Here is a 15,273-nt window from a genome sequence, read left to right on the forward strand (position 1 = left end):
CCCTTCGCTTCTCCGTTCCATCTAAGGACGTAAGAGGATCGGCACATGGACTTGGGACTTAAAGGGAAACGCGCACTGGTCACTGGGTCGACAGCGGGCATTGGACTGGCGATTGCGAAGCAGCTTGCAGCAGAAGGCGCGACGGTTTGGATTAACGGTCGCACGCAGGAACGCGTGGATGCGGCGCTGAAGCAGATTGCGGGCGACGTTCATGGCATTGCTGCTGATCTCAGTACGGCGGAAGGCACCCCGAAGCTGTTCGCAGAATTGCCGCAGGTGGATGTGCTGGTGAACAACCTCGGCATCTTTGAGACCAAACCGTTTCTTGAGATTGACGACGCTGAGTGGATGCGTTTTCTGGATACGAATGTGCTCAGTGGCGTACGCATTACTCGGCAGTATCTGCCGGGCATGCTGGAACGTAAGTGGGGCCGCGTACTGTTTGTCTCCAGCGAAAGCGGTGTGCAGATTCCGCCGGAGATGGTGCACTACGGTGTGACGAAGGCAGCGCAGATCGCTCTGGCGCGCGGCATCGCGGAGACGATTCCGGCAAGCGGAGTGACGGTGAACAGCTTGTTGCCGGGTCCGACGGAGAGCGAAGGCGTAACTGCAATGGTGCAGAAGATCGCGAAGGAAAAGTGCATCTCTGCAGAAGAGGTGGAGAAGAGCTTTATTGCGGAAGCCCGGCCCAGCAGCCTGATTAAGCGCTTTGCCACGGTAGAGGAAGTGGCTGCTATGGCTGTTTATCTTTGCAGTGAGCAGGCAAGTGGAACGACTGGCTCGCCGGTGCGCGTAGATGGCGGTGTGGTGAAGAGCGCCTGGTAAATCGAGTGTCTGCGGGGAGATGAAGTCTTGTCTTCTCGCAGAGCCTTTCTAAGATCTATTTGAGATGGGCCTCTACCTTGCTCTGCAACAGGTTCACCAAAGTTTCATCCATGTAGGAATAGCGATCCGGGATTCCAAGCACGATAAGTTGCTTCACCCTTAATTCCCGCGAAAAAAGCGCCGTTAGTCTTCGCTTGTGTACCGTTTCCATCGCGAAAATCACATCAGCCCACTCCACAAGATCAGCAGAAACAACTGTTTCCGCGTCAGGAGCTGTGCCTGCTGAAAGTGCGCTCACGCCAGGTCGCTCCCCGAAGAGGACTTCGGCCGTAAGGCTTCGACGGCGGTTTCGGCTGCAGATGAAAAGTAGGTTCATGGTTTCGAGCTCAGAATTCATTCTCGCGTGATGTTCGCGATTTTCTCCTGATATTCGCCACATGAGAGAATTGAAGTGATGATCTCTGTCTCGAATGTCACGATGCGGTACGGCTCGAAGATTCTCTTTGAGGACGTATCGACGCAGTTTATTGCAGGCCGTCGTTACGGCCTGACCGGTCCCAATGGCGCGGGTAAGTCGACCTTCATGAAGGTCCTTACTGGCGAACTGGAAGCGCAGAAGGGCACGGTTGTGCGTCCGCGCAAGCTTGGCGTACTGAAGCAGGACCAGTATGCGTTTGACGCGTATCGCGTGATCGATACCGTCATCATGGGTAACGCTCCGCTGTGGGCTGCGCTGGAAGAGCGCGAAGTCTTGTACAACAAGGCGGAACTGACTGACGACGACGGCATTCGCCTCGGTGAGTTAGAAGGCGTTGTTGGCGATGAGAACGGCTACGAAGCAGAGGCCGATGCGGCCATCTTGCTACAGGGGCTGGACATTCCCAACGAAGTGCATGAGCGCAAGATGAGCGAGCTGCAGGGCGGCCAGAAGGTCCGCGTACTGCTGGCGCAGGCGCTGTTCGGCGAGCCGGATGCTCTGCTGTTGGACGAACCGACGAACTATCTCGATCTTGAGTCGATCCACTGGCTGCAGGACTTCTTGTTGGCCTATCGTGGAACACTCATCACCATCTCGCATGATCGCCACTTCCTGAACGCGGTCTGCACGCACACGGCTGACATCGATTACCAGACGATCATCACCTACACCGGTGGCTATGACGACATGGTGATGCAGAAGGTCAGCGTTCGCACTCGCATTGAGTCGCAGAATGAAGAACGCGAGAAGAAGATCGCGCAGTTGAATGACTTCATTGCACGATTCAGCGCGGGTACGCGTTCCTCGCAGGTGAACAGCCGTAAGAAGGAAGTGGAGCGTCTTGCCACTACTGAACTCGCGCGTTCGAACATTCAGCGCCCGTTCATCCGCTTCGATATGCTGCGCCCCAGTGGCAAGCATGTGCTGGAAGTTGAGAACGTCACGCACACCTATGACACGCCTGCCCCGGATGGCACGCATGGGCCAGTATTCAAGCCGTTCTCGTCGCAGTTGATGCGTGGTGAAAAGGTCATCCTGATGGGCCGTAATGCTACGGGTAAGACGACGCTACTGAAGTCGTTGCTCTCGGGTATGCCTGATCTTCAGGACAACGATTTCCCACGTTCTGCTGGTGAAGTGAAGTGGGGCCACGAAGCGCAGATTGGTTACTTTGCGCAGGATCACAAGGCTGCAATTCAGCACGGCACCACAGTTTCAGAGTGGCTGCACAGCTTCGATCCGAAGAAGTCCACGGAAGAGATTCGCGGCATTCTCGGTCAGATGTTGTTCCGTGGTGAAGAAGGTTTGAAGAAGACGGAGGCACTCTCCGGTGGAGAGGCTGCACGTTTGCTGTTCTGCAAACTGATGATGCAGAAGCCGAACATCCTCATTCTGGACGAGCCGACGAACCATCTCGATCTGGAAAGCATCAACGCGCTAAACCAGTCGCTGCAGAAGTACGAAGGCACTGTTCTGCTCGTCACGCACGATCAGGATCTGATTGAGGAAGTGGGCACGCGTATCTGGCACTTCGAGCATGGTCAGATTACCGATCACAAGGGACCCTACGAGGAGTATCAGCAGCAGCTCGCGCTGAACGCGAAGTAGTTCTTTCGCGGTAAGAATGAAGCGGCCACGTTTTGTGGCCGCTTTCCCTTTGCGCCTACTTGGCGAATTCTTTATCGGTCGATTGCGGCTGCTACGAGTGCGTCCAGCGCAGAGACTTGTGTGCCTGCGTTGATCTCTGCGGGAGGACCGCTCCACACGACACCGAGTTCATCTTTGTCTGTGCGCGCATGCTCCCAAATGCTGGCTGCGTTTGTAGCAAAGAAGGTTCGATAGCGTGGCTCGTGCAGGTCGTGATCGAGTATGCGCAGGTTACGCACGAAGATGCCCTTGAACTGGTTCGCGTCGGCTCCGCACTTAGGTTCGCAGGTGTCATGCAGAATGCCGTTGTTGTCGGTGAGATGCGTGAGTCCGGCATCGGCGAGAGTGCGAGCTTCGGTGAGTGCTGTTGCATCATGTGTGGCGCGTGAGTATTCGGTTAATGCGCCAAGTACCACGCCCTGGTTATACGTCCACACGTTGCGCTTGTTGTTGCGGCATGTGCCTTCGGACTTATTAATCTCAAGGCCGTCATTTACGAGGTGATCGGCGTTGATCATGCCAGAACCTTGGAACCAAGCCCACTCCTTCTTTGCCCATGACAGAGCTTCTGCGCGATCAGTGTGTGTGCCGCGACGTGCAAGCGATGCACTGACGTCAAAGAAGAGTTCGTTGGCGATGGCATTTTTGTAATGCCGCTTCTTGCTCCACCAGATGCCGCCGCCGCAGGTATCGTCCCATCCGCCCTGCATGTCGCGAAAGATGGATTGTGCCATGGCAAGGTATTCAGGCTTTGATGTGAGGTCATAGGCATCGATCCATGCCATAGCCCACCAACCCTCGTCGTCATAGAACTCGTTTAGGAAGCCAACGTTGCCGCTCATCTTTGTAAGTGGGCCGGTCTGTTCTGACTTGGGCACAATGATCTGCGCTTGTGTGAAGGTGTTGCTCACGATGGCTTCGTTCGAGTGAGGCAGGCCAGCGTGCATCGCATCCACGAGCATGGTGATGGCATTCGCTGAGTTCCACCATCCGGTGGTTTGATACAAGCCGGTGCGTTGCACATACCAACGCTGTAGAGCGGCGACGCCGGCTTCCATGCGGCGCATTGCTTCTTTGTGTGGAACGGATGGTTGCTGAGCCGAAAGCGAAACCGCAGTGAGAACGAGAACGGCAAGAAGAAAGCGTCGCAGAAACATGCTCACAGTTGTACCGGGTGTGCGGCGGCTCTGTCTCGCTCCTATACTGGAGCAAGGAGTGTCGCATGTCTTTTGTAGAACCCGTCAAGGCGGAATCGAAGAACGTATTGGGTCAGCCGATGCAGACATGTGGCTGCGACCCCATGACCGGCTTCTACCGTGATGGATGCTGCGACACCGGGCCCGATGACATTGGCGTGCATACGGTGTGCTGTGTGGTTACCGAGGAGTTCCTCGCCGTGTCCAAGCACCTGGGCAACGATCTGATGACTCCGATGCCACAGTATGGCTTTCCGGGACTGAAGCCGGGCGACCGCTGGTGTGTATGTGCCGCACGTTGGTTGCAGGTTTTTGAGGCCGGCGCGGCGTGCCCTGTAGTGCTGGAAGCGACGCATGAAAATACCCTCAGCATTGTCCCGTTTGAACTACTTTTGCAGCACGCCGTCATCCCGGATAAGTTGCACTAGTCACGACGGCTGAAACTGCCGTAAGTCTATGATTTTTAGGAAATTCGTACATTCTGCCATAGAAGTACCTGTTTTCCTGCGACAACCTGCGTCCGTTTACTTTCTTTTCATCTTTCTTGCTTGACATAGGGTGTAAATCTGCTCGACCGTAGAAATATCACCCTAATTTGCGTTTTCGACTTAATTGAACGGAAGAAAATACTCGATCGAAGCGCAAAAAAACCGATGTACGGCGAAGCTTTTTGAACCCGCAGCCGCCTGAAGTGCCGCGGAGATTTGCAAGAAAGTTTGCAGGAGTCCACCAGTTGAATAATCGTATGTTCACCAACAAGCTTTGGGCGACCGCGGTTCTCGCGTGTAGCCTCACCACCGCTTCTGCGTTTGCTCAGAGTGCCGCTCTGGGCGGCGTGTCCGGCGTGGTTCGTGACAACCAAGGGGCGGTTGTTCCCAATGCCAGCGTGACCGTTATCAATACCGGTACCGGCGCGAAGCGCGAATTGACCACCGATGGAGATGGCCACTATGTGGCGACTTTCCTTCAGCCTGGTCAGTATGAAGTCATCGTGACAGCTGCCGGCTTCGGCAAGCTGGACCAGAAGAATGTGACTGTGACCGTAGGTGTGACGAACACCGTGGACGCAGCTCTTCCTGCAGCTTCTGTCGCTACCGACGTTACCGTCACCACCGATTCAGCGGTTCTCGATGTGGACAAGACGGATGTGTCGCAGACCGTATCTGAGCACGTTGTTGCGAACCTGCCGGTGAACGGCCGCCGTTTCGATAACTTTGTGCTGTTGACGCCGAACGTTGCTCCAGACGGTAACACCGGTCTGTTGAGCTTCCGCGGTATCTCCGGCCTGTACAACACCAACCTGGTGGACGGTGCAAACAACAACCAGGCGTTCTTCTCGGAAGCTCGTGGCCGCGCAATCGGCGCACCGTACGTCTTCCCGATCGACGCGATCAAGGAATTCCAGGCTGCATCGTCGGGCTACTCGGCTGAGTTCGGTCAGGCTGCAGGCGGTGTGATCAACGCCATCACCAAGAGCGGCACCAACAGCTTCCACGGCACCGCGTATGAGTATTACCGTACGCCGGGTTATAACGCTCTGGACGCATTCAGCAAGTCACAGAAGCTCTACACACAGCCTGTGAAGGTGCAGCACCAGTTCGGTGTGTCCGTAGGCGGACCCATCATCAAGGACAAGCTGTTCTTTCATGCAGTGTATGACGGCTATCGTCGTATCAACCCCATCACCTATACCTCCACATACAACACCAGCACGCAGAACATCGGTCAGTTGGTGGCGTTGTGCGACGGACGTACAAGCGGGTATCTGACCCGTGGCAACACCATTTATCCTTCGACGATTCCGAACATCAGCCTGGCGCAGTGCCAACAGGCTGTTACGTTCGCCACCAGCAGCCTCCTGGGTACGTTCGCTCGTAACACCACGCAGGACATTTACCTGCCGCGACTGGATTATCAGCTCTCGTCGAAGACACACCTGTCTGCTTCGTTCCTGTTTGAGAACCTGAAGCAGCCGAATGGCTATAACTCTTCGCCCACTGTCTCCAACGGTTCCATCACTCAGAACGGCGCCATCAACTTCCATGAGCGCTTCCTGTTTGTGAATGCTGAGACGGCGATTAACTCGAACACTGCGAACGTGGTTCACTTCCAGTGGTCGCGTGATCTTGAGACCGCAGGCACGAACACGGGCGGCCCGGCCAACAACCTGACGAACCTGTATGCATACGGCGAAACGTCGGCTCTGCCCCGCGGTGCGTTCCCGGACGAACATCGTTGGCAGATCACGGACATCGTCTCTAAGACCATTGGCAAGCACACGGCTAAGGTCGGTGTGGATGTAAACCTTATCCACGAACAGATCGCAAACCTGTTCGGCGGTAACGGCCAGTTCAACTACTCAAACTCGAGCGCTGAATACAACTTTGCGAGCTGGATCCAGGACGTTTACCAGGTCAACGGCGGACGCCACTACAACTCCTTCTCGCAGACAGCCGATCCCATCACGGGCATTGGCGCGGATGACTTCTGGAACAAGAACCTGGACGTTTTCGCCCAGGATGACTGGAAGATCACGCCGAAGTTGATGCTGTCGATGGGCGTGCGTTACGACGTGCAGTTGGTACCCCAGCCGGATAAGCCGAACACGGCAAACCCGGTTGCTCTTGCTGCAACGCAGACCATCAACACCGATTACCACATGTTCGCTCCCCGCTTCGGCTTCTCCTGGAACCCTCAGGATGGGACCGTTGTTCGCGGCGGCTACGGCATCTTCTACGGCCTGACCTCGAACTCGCTGTGGTATACGCTGCGCCGTGAAAATGGTGTGTATCAGCAGCAGTTCTCCACACCGACAGTTACGGTAAACGCATATGGCAATGCGATCGCCGGTACGCCTGCAGGACAGCCAAATGTGCCGCTGCAGCAGCCGACAGGCTATGCCTCGTATGCTCCCCAGGGCGGTATCCCCGCGTTTCTACCGCCGGGACCTGCTCCTAAGAACCTGGTAACTGGAACGGCAATCACTCCTGTAAACCCCGGCCTGCCTTCCTCGGCAATCGGCGTGCGTGGCGCGAGCCCCAACTTCCTGAACCCCTACACCCACTCGTTTGATCTGGCCGTAGAACAGCAGCTGCCCTTCCATACAACGTTGACCATTGGTTATGTTGGAACGCGTGGTATGCGCCTGCCGATCTATGTTGATTCGAACGTTGATCCGACTTCGGCCATTAACCGCACCTACCAGTTGACGAACGCGACGGGCCAGGTAAGCACCTTCTCGTTCCCGTACTACACGAAGCGTCTGTACACCTCTACCACCTCGGTGCTGACGGGCTATTCAGACGTCAACAGCTGGTACCACTCAGGTGTGTTCTCCGTGCGCAAGCCGTTTGCAAATGGCTTTGAAGTGCTGGCGAACTATACGTGGGCGCGCACCATGGACGCAGGTCAGTCCGGCGCTCCGAACGGTACCTTCAACGGTACTGACTCACCAATCATTCCGTTTGCGCAAGGTCATCGCCAGGGACGCGGCGCAGAGTATGCCCGCTCGGACATCGATCAGCGTGGCCGCTTTGTAGGCACCCTGCTGTACAAGACCAACTTCAAGCTGGGTAACCGTTACGCTGCCTATGCCGCCAACGGCTGGCAGATCGCAGGCACGGTTACAGCGCAGACCGGTTTCCCAATCACTGGCTTCATCAATGGCTCCATCACCTCCCAGTTGAATGGCGACGGTGGTATCAGCGGCGCTCAGGTGACCTCTGGTACGGGCTATCGCGTGCCCGATGTGATTGCTCGTCGCAATGGCTTTACCGGCCCCGGCGTGCACAACACCGACATGCGTATTTCTCGCGAGTTCCCGATCTGGCGCGAAATGCGTCTGGAACTGTCGGCGGAAGCTTTCAACATTGCTAACCACCGCAACATTCTCGCTGTGAATACAAGCGCCTACAGCTACACGGCGCCCACAACGGCAGCTTCACCCACAAGCTGCGCGGCAACGAACACGGGTGGCTGCTTCGCACCGTACTCGTTGTTCTACACGCCGACGTCGACCTCCAGCACGATCTATGGTTCGCGTCAGCTGCAGTTGCTCGGACGCCTGTACTTCTAAGCGCCTGGTTTAACCGAAACATCGAAGGCCCCGGACACGTCCGGGGCCTTCGATGTTTAAAGGTAAGCAGCAGAAATGTTCGGCGGGGCGGGGCTTGTACTTACAGAAAATGTCGAGAAGCCTAAAAGCTAAACGTCTCGCTGTAAACCAAATTCAATGTTGAAAACTAATATCCGTATCTTCACCTAGGGGAGACACCGGCACATCCTATGTCGTATAAATAACGCACTCCCCCTGTTGTGCTTTGTTTTCCTGCCTTAGGCCACATTGAGGAGCAGTGCGCGTTCTGTGTTTAGTTTCAGACGAATCACTCGGTGTTTTGGGATTTTAGCCGTAGTAGTAAGCATCGGTTGTATCGCATTTCTGATTCGCGGTTTCCTCCAGACACCGCGGCCGGTTCATGTCTATCCCTTTGCTGGCGAAGTTGGCGTTGAGCCGACTGCTTCCATCACACTTGCCTTCAATAAGGCGATGTCCCCCACAACGATAAGTATCGCCACACTCACGTTGCGTGATGAACACGGCGCTGCAATCCCAGGCTCAGTCAGTTACGATGACGCCGTTCGTACTGCCGTCTTTCTTCCCGACACTGTACTCCATCAAGGCATCACCTATCAGGTGACTCTTCATGCTGGGCAGCAGGGCATTCTGGATAAGTATGGGCATGAGCTCGCGCAAGAAACGAAATGGAGCTTTACTACTGGCATCGAAGCGCCTGCATCACTCTCCCAAGGACCAGGCGGCCCTCTTCTCCTCATTACAAGTAAGTCAAATGGATTTAGTCAGTACTACTCTGAGATTCTTCGCAACGAAGGTTTGAATGAGTTTGATGAGATAGACATCGAGCAACTGTCTGCGTCGGATCTTGCAAAACATGACGTTGCGATTGTGGGTGAAGTATCGGTCGATGATGGCCATGCCAAATCACTTGCAGATTGGGTGCAAGGCGGCGGGAATCTCATCCTGATGCATCCGTCTAAAAAACTGGCGGCACAGTTCGGATACAAGAACCAGCTGTCAGGGACAAATGAGTCAGTTCAGCATGGCGGTTATCTGAAGATCGATTCGAACAAGTCAGTCGGAGCGGGACTGGTACGTCAGGCGATTCAGTTCCATGGGGATGCCGACTTACTCGTTCCTGACAACGCAAATGTCTTTGCCACTCTGTACAAAGATGCAAAGACGGCGACGCAATTCCCCGCAGTTAGCACTGTTTCGTTGGGAGCAGGCACCGCCACCGTATTCAGCTATGACTTGGCCAAATCTATTGTCTATACACGGCAAGGTAATCCTGACTGGTCAGGCCATGAACGAGATGGCCTGCTGCCTATCCGGTCGAGCGATCTGTTTTATGGAGGGAGTGAAAGAGATCCTCAACCCGATTGGGTGGACCCAAAGAATATTGCGATTCCGCAAGCAGATATCCAGCAGAGGCTACTGGCCAATCTGATCATTACTCTTAATGCGAACAAGAAACCCCTTCCACGTTTCTGGTATCTGCCACGCGGGATGAAAGCAGTCGTCGTCATGACCGGTGACGATCACGGACATGGCGGAACATCTGGTCGTTTTCGCGACTATCAGCGAAAGAGTGCCAAAGACTGTTCGTTGGAGAATTGGGAGTGCATCCGTGCGACGTCACATATCTTCGTCGGCTCCATCTCTTCAGAGCAGGCTTCTGATTTCGTAAAGCAGGGTTTTGAGATTGGCTTACATGTCTACACAGCATGTACGGACTGGCCCACAAAAGTAGTGCGAGGGGAAGACGGCGTGGAAAGACACGAGGTCGATCGTGATTTCGCGAATGCCCTGTATTCCCAGCAGCTTGAGGGCTTCGCGATGAAATACCCTGGGGTTCCCGCGCCGGTCAGCAATCGGACAGACTGCATTACGTGGGGCGATTACGATACGCAACCTCAGATTGAACTGAACCATCACATCCGGCTCGACACCAACTACTACTATTGGCCTGCCAAGTGGGTGAAAGATAAGCCGGGTCTGTTTACGGGCTCCGGTCTGCCCATGCGCTTTGGCCGTCGCGATGGGAGTTTGATTGATGTGTATCAGGCTGCAACGCAAATGACCGATGAATCAGGCCAGAGCTATCCGTTCACTGTCGATACTCTGCTCGACAACGCTTTAGGAAGTTCGGAATACTTCGGCGTATTCATGGCGAACATGCACAACGACGAGAGAAGGTCCCGCAATGCAGATGCCATCATCTCCTCCGCACAAAAACATCATGTTCCGGTGATTAATGCGGAGCAGTTGCTGTCATGGCTAGACGGACGGAATGCTTCACAGTTCCGCGATATGAAGTGGTCGAACAACCAGCTTTCTTTTTCCATCAGTGCAGGCATTGGAGGAAATGGTCTGGAAGCGATGTTGCCAATGCATTCAGGGGCTCGGAATCTATCCTCGATTGCTATCGACGGAAAAGACGCCAAGTGGGAAAAGCGAACAGTAGCCGGTCTCTTGTATGCAGTTGTTCGGGCTGAACCAGGAACGTTTGTCGTCAGCTATCACTAACCGCGATCAAGTGAATGTGTGACGGCTGCTCAACTACCAGGACTGAGTGGCAATGACGTGCGGCGGGCCGGGCACTGTATCTATCACATCAGTTGCGAGAACAAACTCCTGGTTCTGTTCCATGTTCGCGTTGCTTACCTGATGGAGATACGCTGCGTTTGTCACAAACTCTGCAGCAGCAACCGTGCCAGCGCTTCCAAGTCCAGCGACAATGATCACACTTGCACCGGTCATGGCATCTTTTTGGCGGGAGACGATCGCGTAATCCATGTGTTCACGCGAATCTGTCGCTCCAAATGTTGGGCCAATCCAACGTCGACCGGTTTTGGTATCCGTAATGGATGTTTGGGCTGCTTTGCTGTCGTATGCCATCCGGTAACGTGCATTGCCGAGCAGCCGGAGACCCCATCCGTTATTCAAGCCACCGATCAGAACGCTGGGGCGTCCCAGGAGCGACGCATACTGTGTCTCATGTGCCGTATGAATCTCGTAGCTCTCACCATGCGAACCAAGGAACGCGGTAATTCGACTCAGCGCAGAGGCACTATCAACGGATACGGTAGGTGGGCTGGAGAGAGCCGGGTTTGTAAGGTTGCTGTCCTGATCAGGGTCGACCCGCGGAGTACGACGGGTACCAATGACCAGAACCACCGGCGAGCCGGAGTGAAACAACGGTGTCCAAAAGTGATCCAAAACGTTGAGTGCTGAAGCATTGCGTCTGTTACGCCAGACTCGGATCGTAGCGATGGTTGCGACCAAAAGGAGAATGGCTACGCCGGCGACGAGCAGGCCACGATAGTTGGAGATAAGACGACGAGGCTTGTCTGAGTCCGGGGATTCGACTTTTTCCGTTTCGGTTGGGCTGTGGATCTCTTCCGTGGATGGAGCGAGTTCTTGAGCTTGCGCCGGGACATGAAAAATAGGGATATACGACCCTGCAGGCAATTCAATACGTACTTGCTGTCCAGATGTTTGCTGGTAGTACTGGATGAGACGCTTTCGGACTTCCGACGCGATGTTCCTCACTTCAGGATCTGCGGAGTTGTCGTAGTCTCCCGGCTTACCTAGAAGTTCAATTCCAATGACTCGCTCCTTGAGACTGGCGAAATCATTCGCGAGACTTTTCTCGACAATGAAGCTGAGGAATTTGGGATATCGCTTGCTCCGGGTAAACAGAGCGTGCTTCAGAATGGAATCCAGCTCCTGCCGGATCAGATGATGCGCATCGGCACGAAGAGATTGGGAAGGGTGTTCCTCTTCCGGCTCCTTCGCAATGATCTGATGCATATCAGGAAATCATACATCGCACTCAAGACAGAACGATGACGTCCAAGATGCGCCTAAGAGGCCGATTCTTTTAGAATCTTGCGCTTGCGCTTTCGTTAGTGCATGCACTGAGTGGCGTTACTACGTGAATAGGCTTGCATCTGACATCTGCGGAAGGCAGAGTCTTACAAGTTCATGCGATGCCTTTGTAGTTGGTGATCGTATTTGCATTCACCAGTACGCGCTCGGCGTCGCTACCTCCTTTCTCTCACCGATAGACCTCGACACCCTCGGTCATCCAGACGCACACAGGTTCAACCTATCGATCCACTCCCGAGTTTTAACGCTTGTCACACTTCCTCCAGGGTAGCTCTATGAGCTGCCCCCCCTTTGTTTTAGGGCGAGGTGTAGTTGAGGGAGGATTTTCAGATGCGAAAAAAATAATCGCGGGAATCGGCATTGCGCCTGAGTCCCGCGATCATCGTTGCTTCGAAAAGTGGTGCACCCGAGAAGATTCGAACTTCTGACCTACAGCTTCGGAGGCTGCCGCTCTATCCAGCTGAGCTACGGGTGCTCGAGTGCTAGTGTACTATCCCGCAGCCTGAGCGGCTTCTTTCTTCTTGCGGATCTCTTCCATGGACGAGCCAATGAGTTCTTTGGCGTCATTAATGCCGCGCATGACGGCCTGAATATCCAGCGCGGGAACCGTAGGGTTGCGGTTGGAGGTGCAGTAGACCCCGTGCTGGCCGACGAGGGCCAGCGCGTCTGTCAGCACGTCCATTGCAACGGCCAAACGGCCACGCTCGACGCCCATCATGAACTCGTACTTTTCGAGTTCGTCTTTGTGATCCCAGAAGGCGGACATGATTACCACTCCTTAGCGGCTGTGTCGGCCTCCACATCTTCCGGTGGGCCTTGCCAGCGGAGGATGGGCTTGCGGGCTGCGGCGGTTTCATCGAGGCGGCGGATGCGTGTGGTGTGTGGTGCGGTCTTAACCAGCTCGGGATTCTCGGCGGCTTCGCGAGCGATTTGCTGCAGGGCGTCGATGAGCAGGTCGAGTTCCTCGCGCGATTCGCTTTCGGTGGGCTCGATCATCATGGCGCCGCTAACGATCAGCGGGAAGCTGACGGTGTATGCGTGGAAGCCGTAGTCGATGAGCCGCTTGCCCATGTCGCCGGTCTTGACGCCGTTCTTGGCCTGCAGCTTGTCGCTGAAGACGACCTCGTGCATCGACTTGGTCTTGTACGGCAGGTCGAAGACTCCTTCAAGCTTGGCGCGGATGTAGTTCGCGTTGAGTACGGCGTCTTCCGTGGTGAGGCGCAGACCATCAGGGCCATTGGCCAGTGTGTAGGCGAGTGCTCGCACGAACATGCCGAAGTTGCCGTAGAACATACGGACGCGGCCCACGGTGTTGGGACGGTTGTATTCGAAGGTCAGCGTGCCGTCTGCCTTCTCCACCACGATGGGCGTGGGCAGGAAGGGCTCAAGGATGGCCTTGCATGCAACGGGGCCAGAGCCTGGGCCACCGCCACCGTGCGGGGTGGAGAACGTCTTGTGCAGATTCAGATGCATCACGTCCACATCGAAGTCGCCGGGACGGGTCTTGCCGACGAGTGCATTCATGTTCGCGCCGTCCATGTAGAGCAATGCACCCTTCGCGTGCAGGATGTCTGCGATCTCCTTGATCTGCGACTCAAAGACGCCGATGGTGGAGGGGTTTGTGAGCATGAGCGCGGCGGTGTCTTCATCAACGACGCGGCGCAGTTCTTCGAGATCGACGCCACCGTCGGCGTTCGACTTGAGGTTCTGAATCTGGTAGCCAACAACCGCTGCGGTGGCAGGGTTGGTGCCGTGTGCAGAGTCTGGAATCAGCACCTTCTTGCGGGCGTTGCCCTTGCTCTCGTGATACGCACGGATCATCAGGATGCCGGTGAATTCACCGTGTGCACCCGCTGCGGGTTGCAGTGTGATGGCGTCCATGCCGGTGATTTCAATGAGGCAGTCCTGCAACTGCTTCATGATGCCGAGTGTGCCCTGCGACAGCAACTCCGGCTGGTAAGGATGCGCTTCCGCGATACCTTCGAGGCGCGCAACGGTTTCGTTCACGCGACCGTTGTACTTCATGGTGCAGGAGCCAAGCGGGAACATGCCGAGGTCGATGGCGTAGTTCCACGTGGACAGACGCGTGAAGTGGCGAACGATTTCAATCTCGCTCAACTCCGGCATCAGGCCAAGGTTGTCTGTGCGCACAGCGTCGCCGAGAAGAGAAGCTGCGTCGACCGCGGGAACGTCGAGTTCATCGAGACGATAGGCCTTCTTTCCTGGCGAGCTCTTCTCGAAGATGAGGCCTTCGTTCTGGTTGACGTGCATGGTGGCCTTGCGTGGCGTACCAACAAAAGGTGTGTCTGCCATTAGGTGTCCCTCGAATCGTTTGCGGCGTGTGCGGTGGTCGCTTCACACGCAACGGGAAAGTTAACGGAATTGGCGATAAAGCAGAGTTCATGCGCGCGATGATGCAGCGCGTCAGCCTGAGTAAGGTCGTGTCCCGCGGCGATGGTCACCTGCGGATGCAATGTGACGGAGGTGAAGTGACCGGAGCCGTCAGGATTCAATTGCATGGTCCCTTGGGCGTTGTCGCTGTATGCGACGACAGAGATGCCCGCGTCGGCGCAGAGATGCAGATAGCTGAGCATGTGGCATGAGGACAACGAGGCGAGCAACATGTCCTCGGGGTTCCATCTGCTGGCTTCCCCGCGGAAGGTCGCATCGGATGAGCCTTCGATAAGAGGTTTGCCCGGTGCGCTCAGATCGTACGAACGTGCGTAGTCGCGGTACGACGAAGTGCCGGTGCCGCGATTGCCCGTCCAGACGATGCTCGTGTTGTAGTGATGTTCGTTCTTCATAGATTGCTTCTAGAAGTCGAAAACCTCGCCGTTCATATTGCGGAACGAACCTGCGTCGGTTGCGTCCCGGTCCTCGTCCCGCAGGCTTAGCGCCAGCAGGGTGCCATTTTCAAACTCCACGGTAAGTGCCGTGTCGTCGTGGAATTGCGATTCACTGACGCTTTCTCCGATCAGCGAGCACAGCGCATCGCGATAACCCGACTGGCCGTAGCCCACGGAGATACCATCGGCATCGGCAACCTCTGGCCAGATGTACAGCGTCAGTAACGCATCGTCGGCAAAGCGAAGTTGCAGGTGCTTCTCTACGAATTCCACTGCGTACAGCTCTTCACTGTGCAGGCTGCTTAGATCCAT

At 55.5% G+C, this 15,273-nt stretch carries 12 protein-coding genes and 1 tRNA gene; 5 read left to right on the forward strand and 8 right to left on the reverse strand.

The features are described 5' to 3' along the window. The first annotated feature begins 45 nt into the window (after window positions 1-45). Complete coding sequence (locus BLT38_RS00145; protein ID WP_083343373.1) at window positions 46-825, forward strand: SDR family NAD(P)-dependent oxidoreductase; 780 nt, start codon at window positions 46-48, stop codon at window positions 823-825. A gap of 55 nt (window positions 826-880) precedes the next feature. Here BLT38_RS00145 and BLT38_RS00150 read toward each other — a convergent pair whose 3' ends face one another. After that, entirely contained in the window at window positions 881-1,222 is a 342-nt protein-coding gene (locus BLT38_RS00150) for a low molecular weight protein tyrosine phosphatase family protein (protein WP_231966646.1), read from the reverse strand. A gap of 57 nt (window positions 1,223-1,279) precedes the next feature. Here BLT38_RS00150 and BLT38_RS00155 point away from each other — a divergent pair, with 57 nt between their 5' ends. Then, window positions 1,280-2,911 (forward strand): ABC-F family ATP-binding cassette domain-containing protein, encoded by a 1,632-nt coding sequence (locus tag BLT38_RS00155; protein WP_083343374.1) that lies wholly within the window; start codon window positions 1,280-1,282, stop codon window positions 2,909-2,911. 71 nt (window positions 2,912-2,982) lie between these two features. Here BLT38_RS00155 and BLT38_RS00160 read toward each other — a convergent pair whose 3' ends face one another. Continuing rightward, window positions 2,983-4,107, reverse strand: coding sequence for a glycoside hydrolase family 76 protein (locus BLT38_RS00160; RefSeq protein ID WP_083346826.1), 1,125 nt, complete (start codon window positions 4,105-4,107; stop codon window positions 2,983-2,985). A gap of 65 nt (window positions 4,108-4,172) precedes the next feature. Between BLT38_RS00160 and BLT38_RS00165 the strand changes: the two genes are divergently transcribed. The 3 genes from BLT38_RS00165 (at window position 4,173) to BLT38_RS00175 (ending at window position 10,750) form a co-directional block, all read left to right on the forward strand. After that, on the forward strand, window positions 4,173-4,574 hold the full coding sequence (locus BLT38_RS00165) for a DUF2237 family protein (RefSeq protein WP_083343375.1): 402 nt from the start codon (window positions 4,173-4,175) through the stop codon (window positions 4,572-4,574). A gap of 305 nt (window positions 4,575-4,879) precedes the next feature. Then, complete coding sequence (locus BLT38_RS00170; protein ID WP_231966647.1) at window positions 4,880-8,221, forward strand: TonB-dependent receptor; 3,342 nt, start codon at window positions 4,880-4,882, stop codon at window positions 8,219-8,221. Between the two features lie 288 nt (window positions 8,222-8,509). Further along, window positions 8,510-10,750: an Ig-like domain-containing protein gene (locus BLT38_RS00175; RefSeq protein ID WP_172838089.1), complete on the forward strand. Its 2,241-nt coding sequence runs from the start codon at window positions 8,510-8,512 to the stop codon at window positions 10,748-10,750. A gap of 33 nt (window positions 10,751-10,783) precedes the next feature. Here BLT38_RS00175 and BLT38_RS00180 read toward each other — a convergent pair whose 3' ends face one another. From BLT38_RS00180 to BLT38_RS00205, 6 genes are all read right to left on the reverse strand, one after another. After that, a complete protein-coding gene (locus tag BLT38_RS00180; protein WP_083343378.1) occupies window positions 10,784-12,037 on the reverse strand; it encodes a hypothetical protein in 1,254 nt (417 codons plus the stop codon). A gap of 476 nt (window positions 12,038-12,513) precedes the next feature. Beyond that, a tRNA-Arg gene (locus BLT38_RS00185) sits at window positions 12,514-12,590 on the reverse strand. Window positions 12,591-12,605: 15 nt separating this feature from the next. Then, complete coding sequence (locus tag BLT38_RS00190) at window positions 12,606-12,881, reverse strand: hypothetical protein (RefSeq protein ID WP_083343379.1); 276 nt, start codon at window positions 12,879-12,881, stop codon at window positions 12,606-12,608. A gap of 2 nt (window positions 12,882-12,883) precedes the next feature. After that, on the reverse strand, window positions 12,884-14,428 hold the full coding sequence (gene gcvPB, locus BLT38_RS00195; RefSeq protein WP_083343380.1) for an aminomethyl-transferring glycine dehydrogenase subunit GcvPB: 1,545 nt from the start codon (window positions 14,426-14,428) through the stop codon (window positions 12,884-12,886). After that, window positions 14,428-14,919 (reverse strand): OsmC family protein, encoded by a 492-nt coding sequence (locus BLT38_RS00200; protein WP_083343381.1) that lies wholly within the window; start codon window positions 14,917-14,919, stop codon window positions 14,428-14,430. The genes gcvPB and BLT38_RS00200 overlap by 1 nt, the downstream gene beginning before the upstream one ends. 9 nt (window positions 14,920-14,928) lie before the next feature. Then, complete coding sequence (locus BLT38_RS00205) at window positions 14,929-15,273, reverse strand: hypothetical protein (RefSeq protein WP_083343382.1); 345 nt, start codon at window positions 15,271-15,273, stop codon at window positions 14,929-14,931.

Source organism: Terriglobus roseus (assembly GCF_900102185.1).
Lineage (GTDB): Bacteria > Acidobacteriota > Terriglobia > Terriglobales > Acidobacteriaceae > Terriglobus > Terriglobus roseus_A.

Bases quoted from the DNA above. Each gene is read 5' to 3' on its own strand.
- BLT38_RS00145 (WP_083343373.1), top strand. From the start codon at position 46: ATGGACTTGGGACTTAAAGGGAAACGCGCACTGGTCACTGGGTCGACA.
- BLT38_RS00150 (WP_231966646.1), bottom strand. From the start codon at position 1,222: ATGAATTCTGAGCTCGAAACCATGAACCTACTTTTCATCTGCAGCCGA.
- BLT38_RS00155 (WP_083343374.1), top strand. From the start codon at position 1,280: ATGATCTCTGTCTCGAATGTCACGATGCGGTACGGCTCGAAGATTCTC.
- BLT38_RS00160 (WP_083346826.1), bottom strand. From the start codon at position 4,107: ATGTTTCTGCGACGCTTTCTTCTTGCCGTTCTCGTTCTCACTGCGGTT.
- BLT38_RS00165 (WP_083343375.1), top strand. From the start codon at position 4,173: ATGTCTTTTGTAGAACCCGTCAAGGCGGAATCGAAGAACGTATTGGGT.
- BLT38_RS00180 (WP_083343378.1), bottom strand. From the start codon at position 12,037: ATGCATCAGATCATTGCGAAGGAGCCGGAAGAGGAACACCCTTCCCAA.
- BLT38_RS00190 (WP_083343379.1), bottom strand. From the start codon at position 12,881: ATGTCCGCCTTCTGGGATCACAAAGACGAACTCGAAAAGTACGAGTTC.
- gcvPB (WP_083343380.1), bottom strand. From the start codon at position 14,428: ATGGCAGACACACCTTTTGTTGGTACGCCACGCAAGGCCACCATGCAC.
- BLT38_RS00200 (WP_083343381.1), bottom strand. From the start codon at position 14,919: ATGAAGAACGAACATCACTACAACACGAGCATCGTCTGGACGGGCAAT.
- BLT38_RS00205 (WP_083343382.1), bottom strand. From the start codon at position 15,273: ATGGATCTAAGCAGCCTGCACAGTGAAGAGCTGTACGCAGTGGAATTC.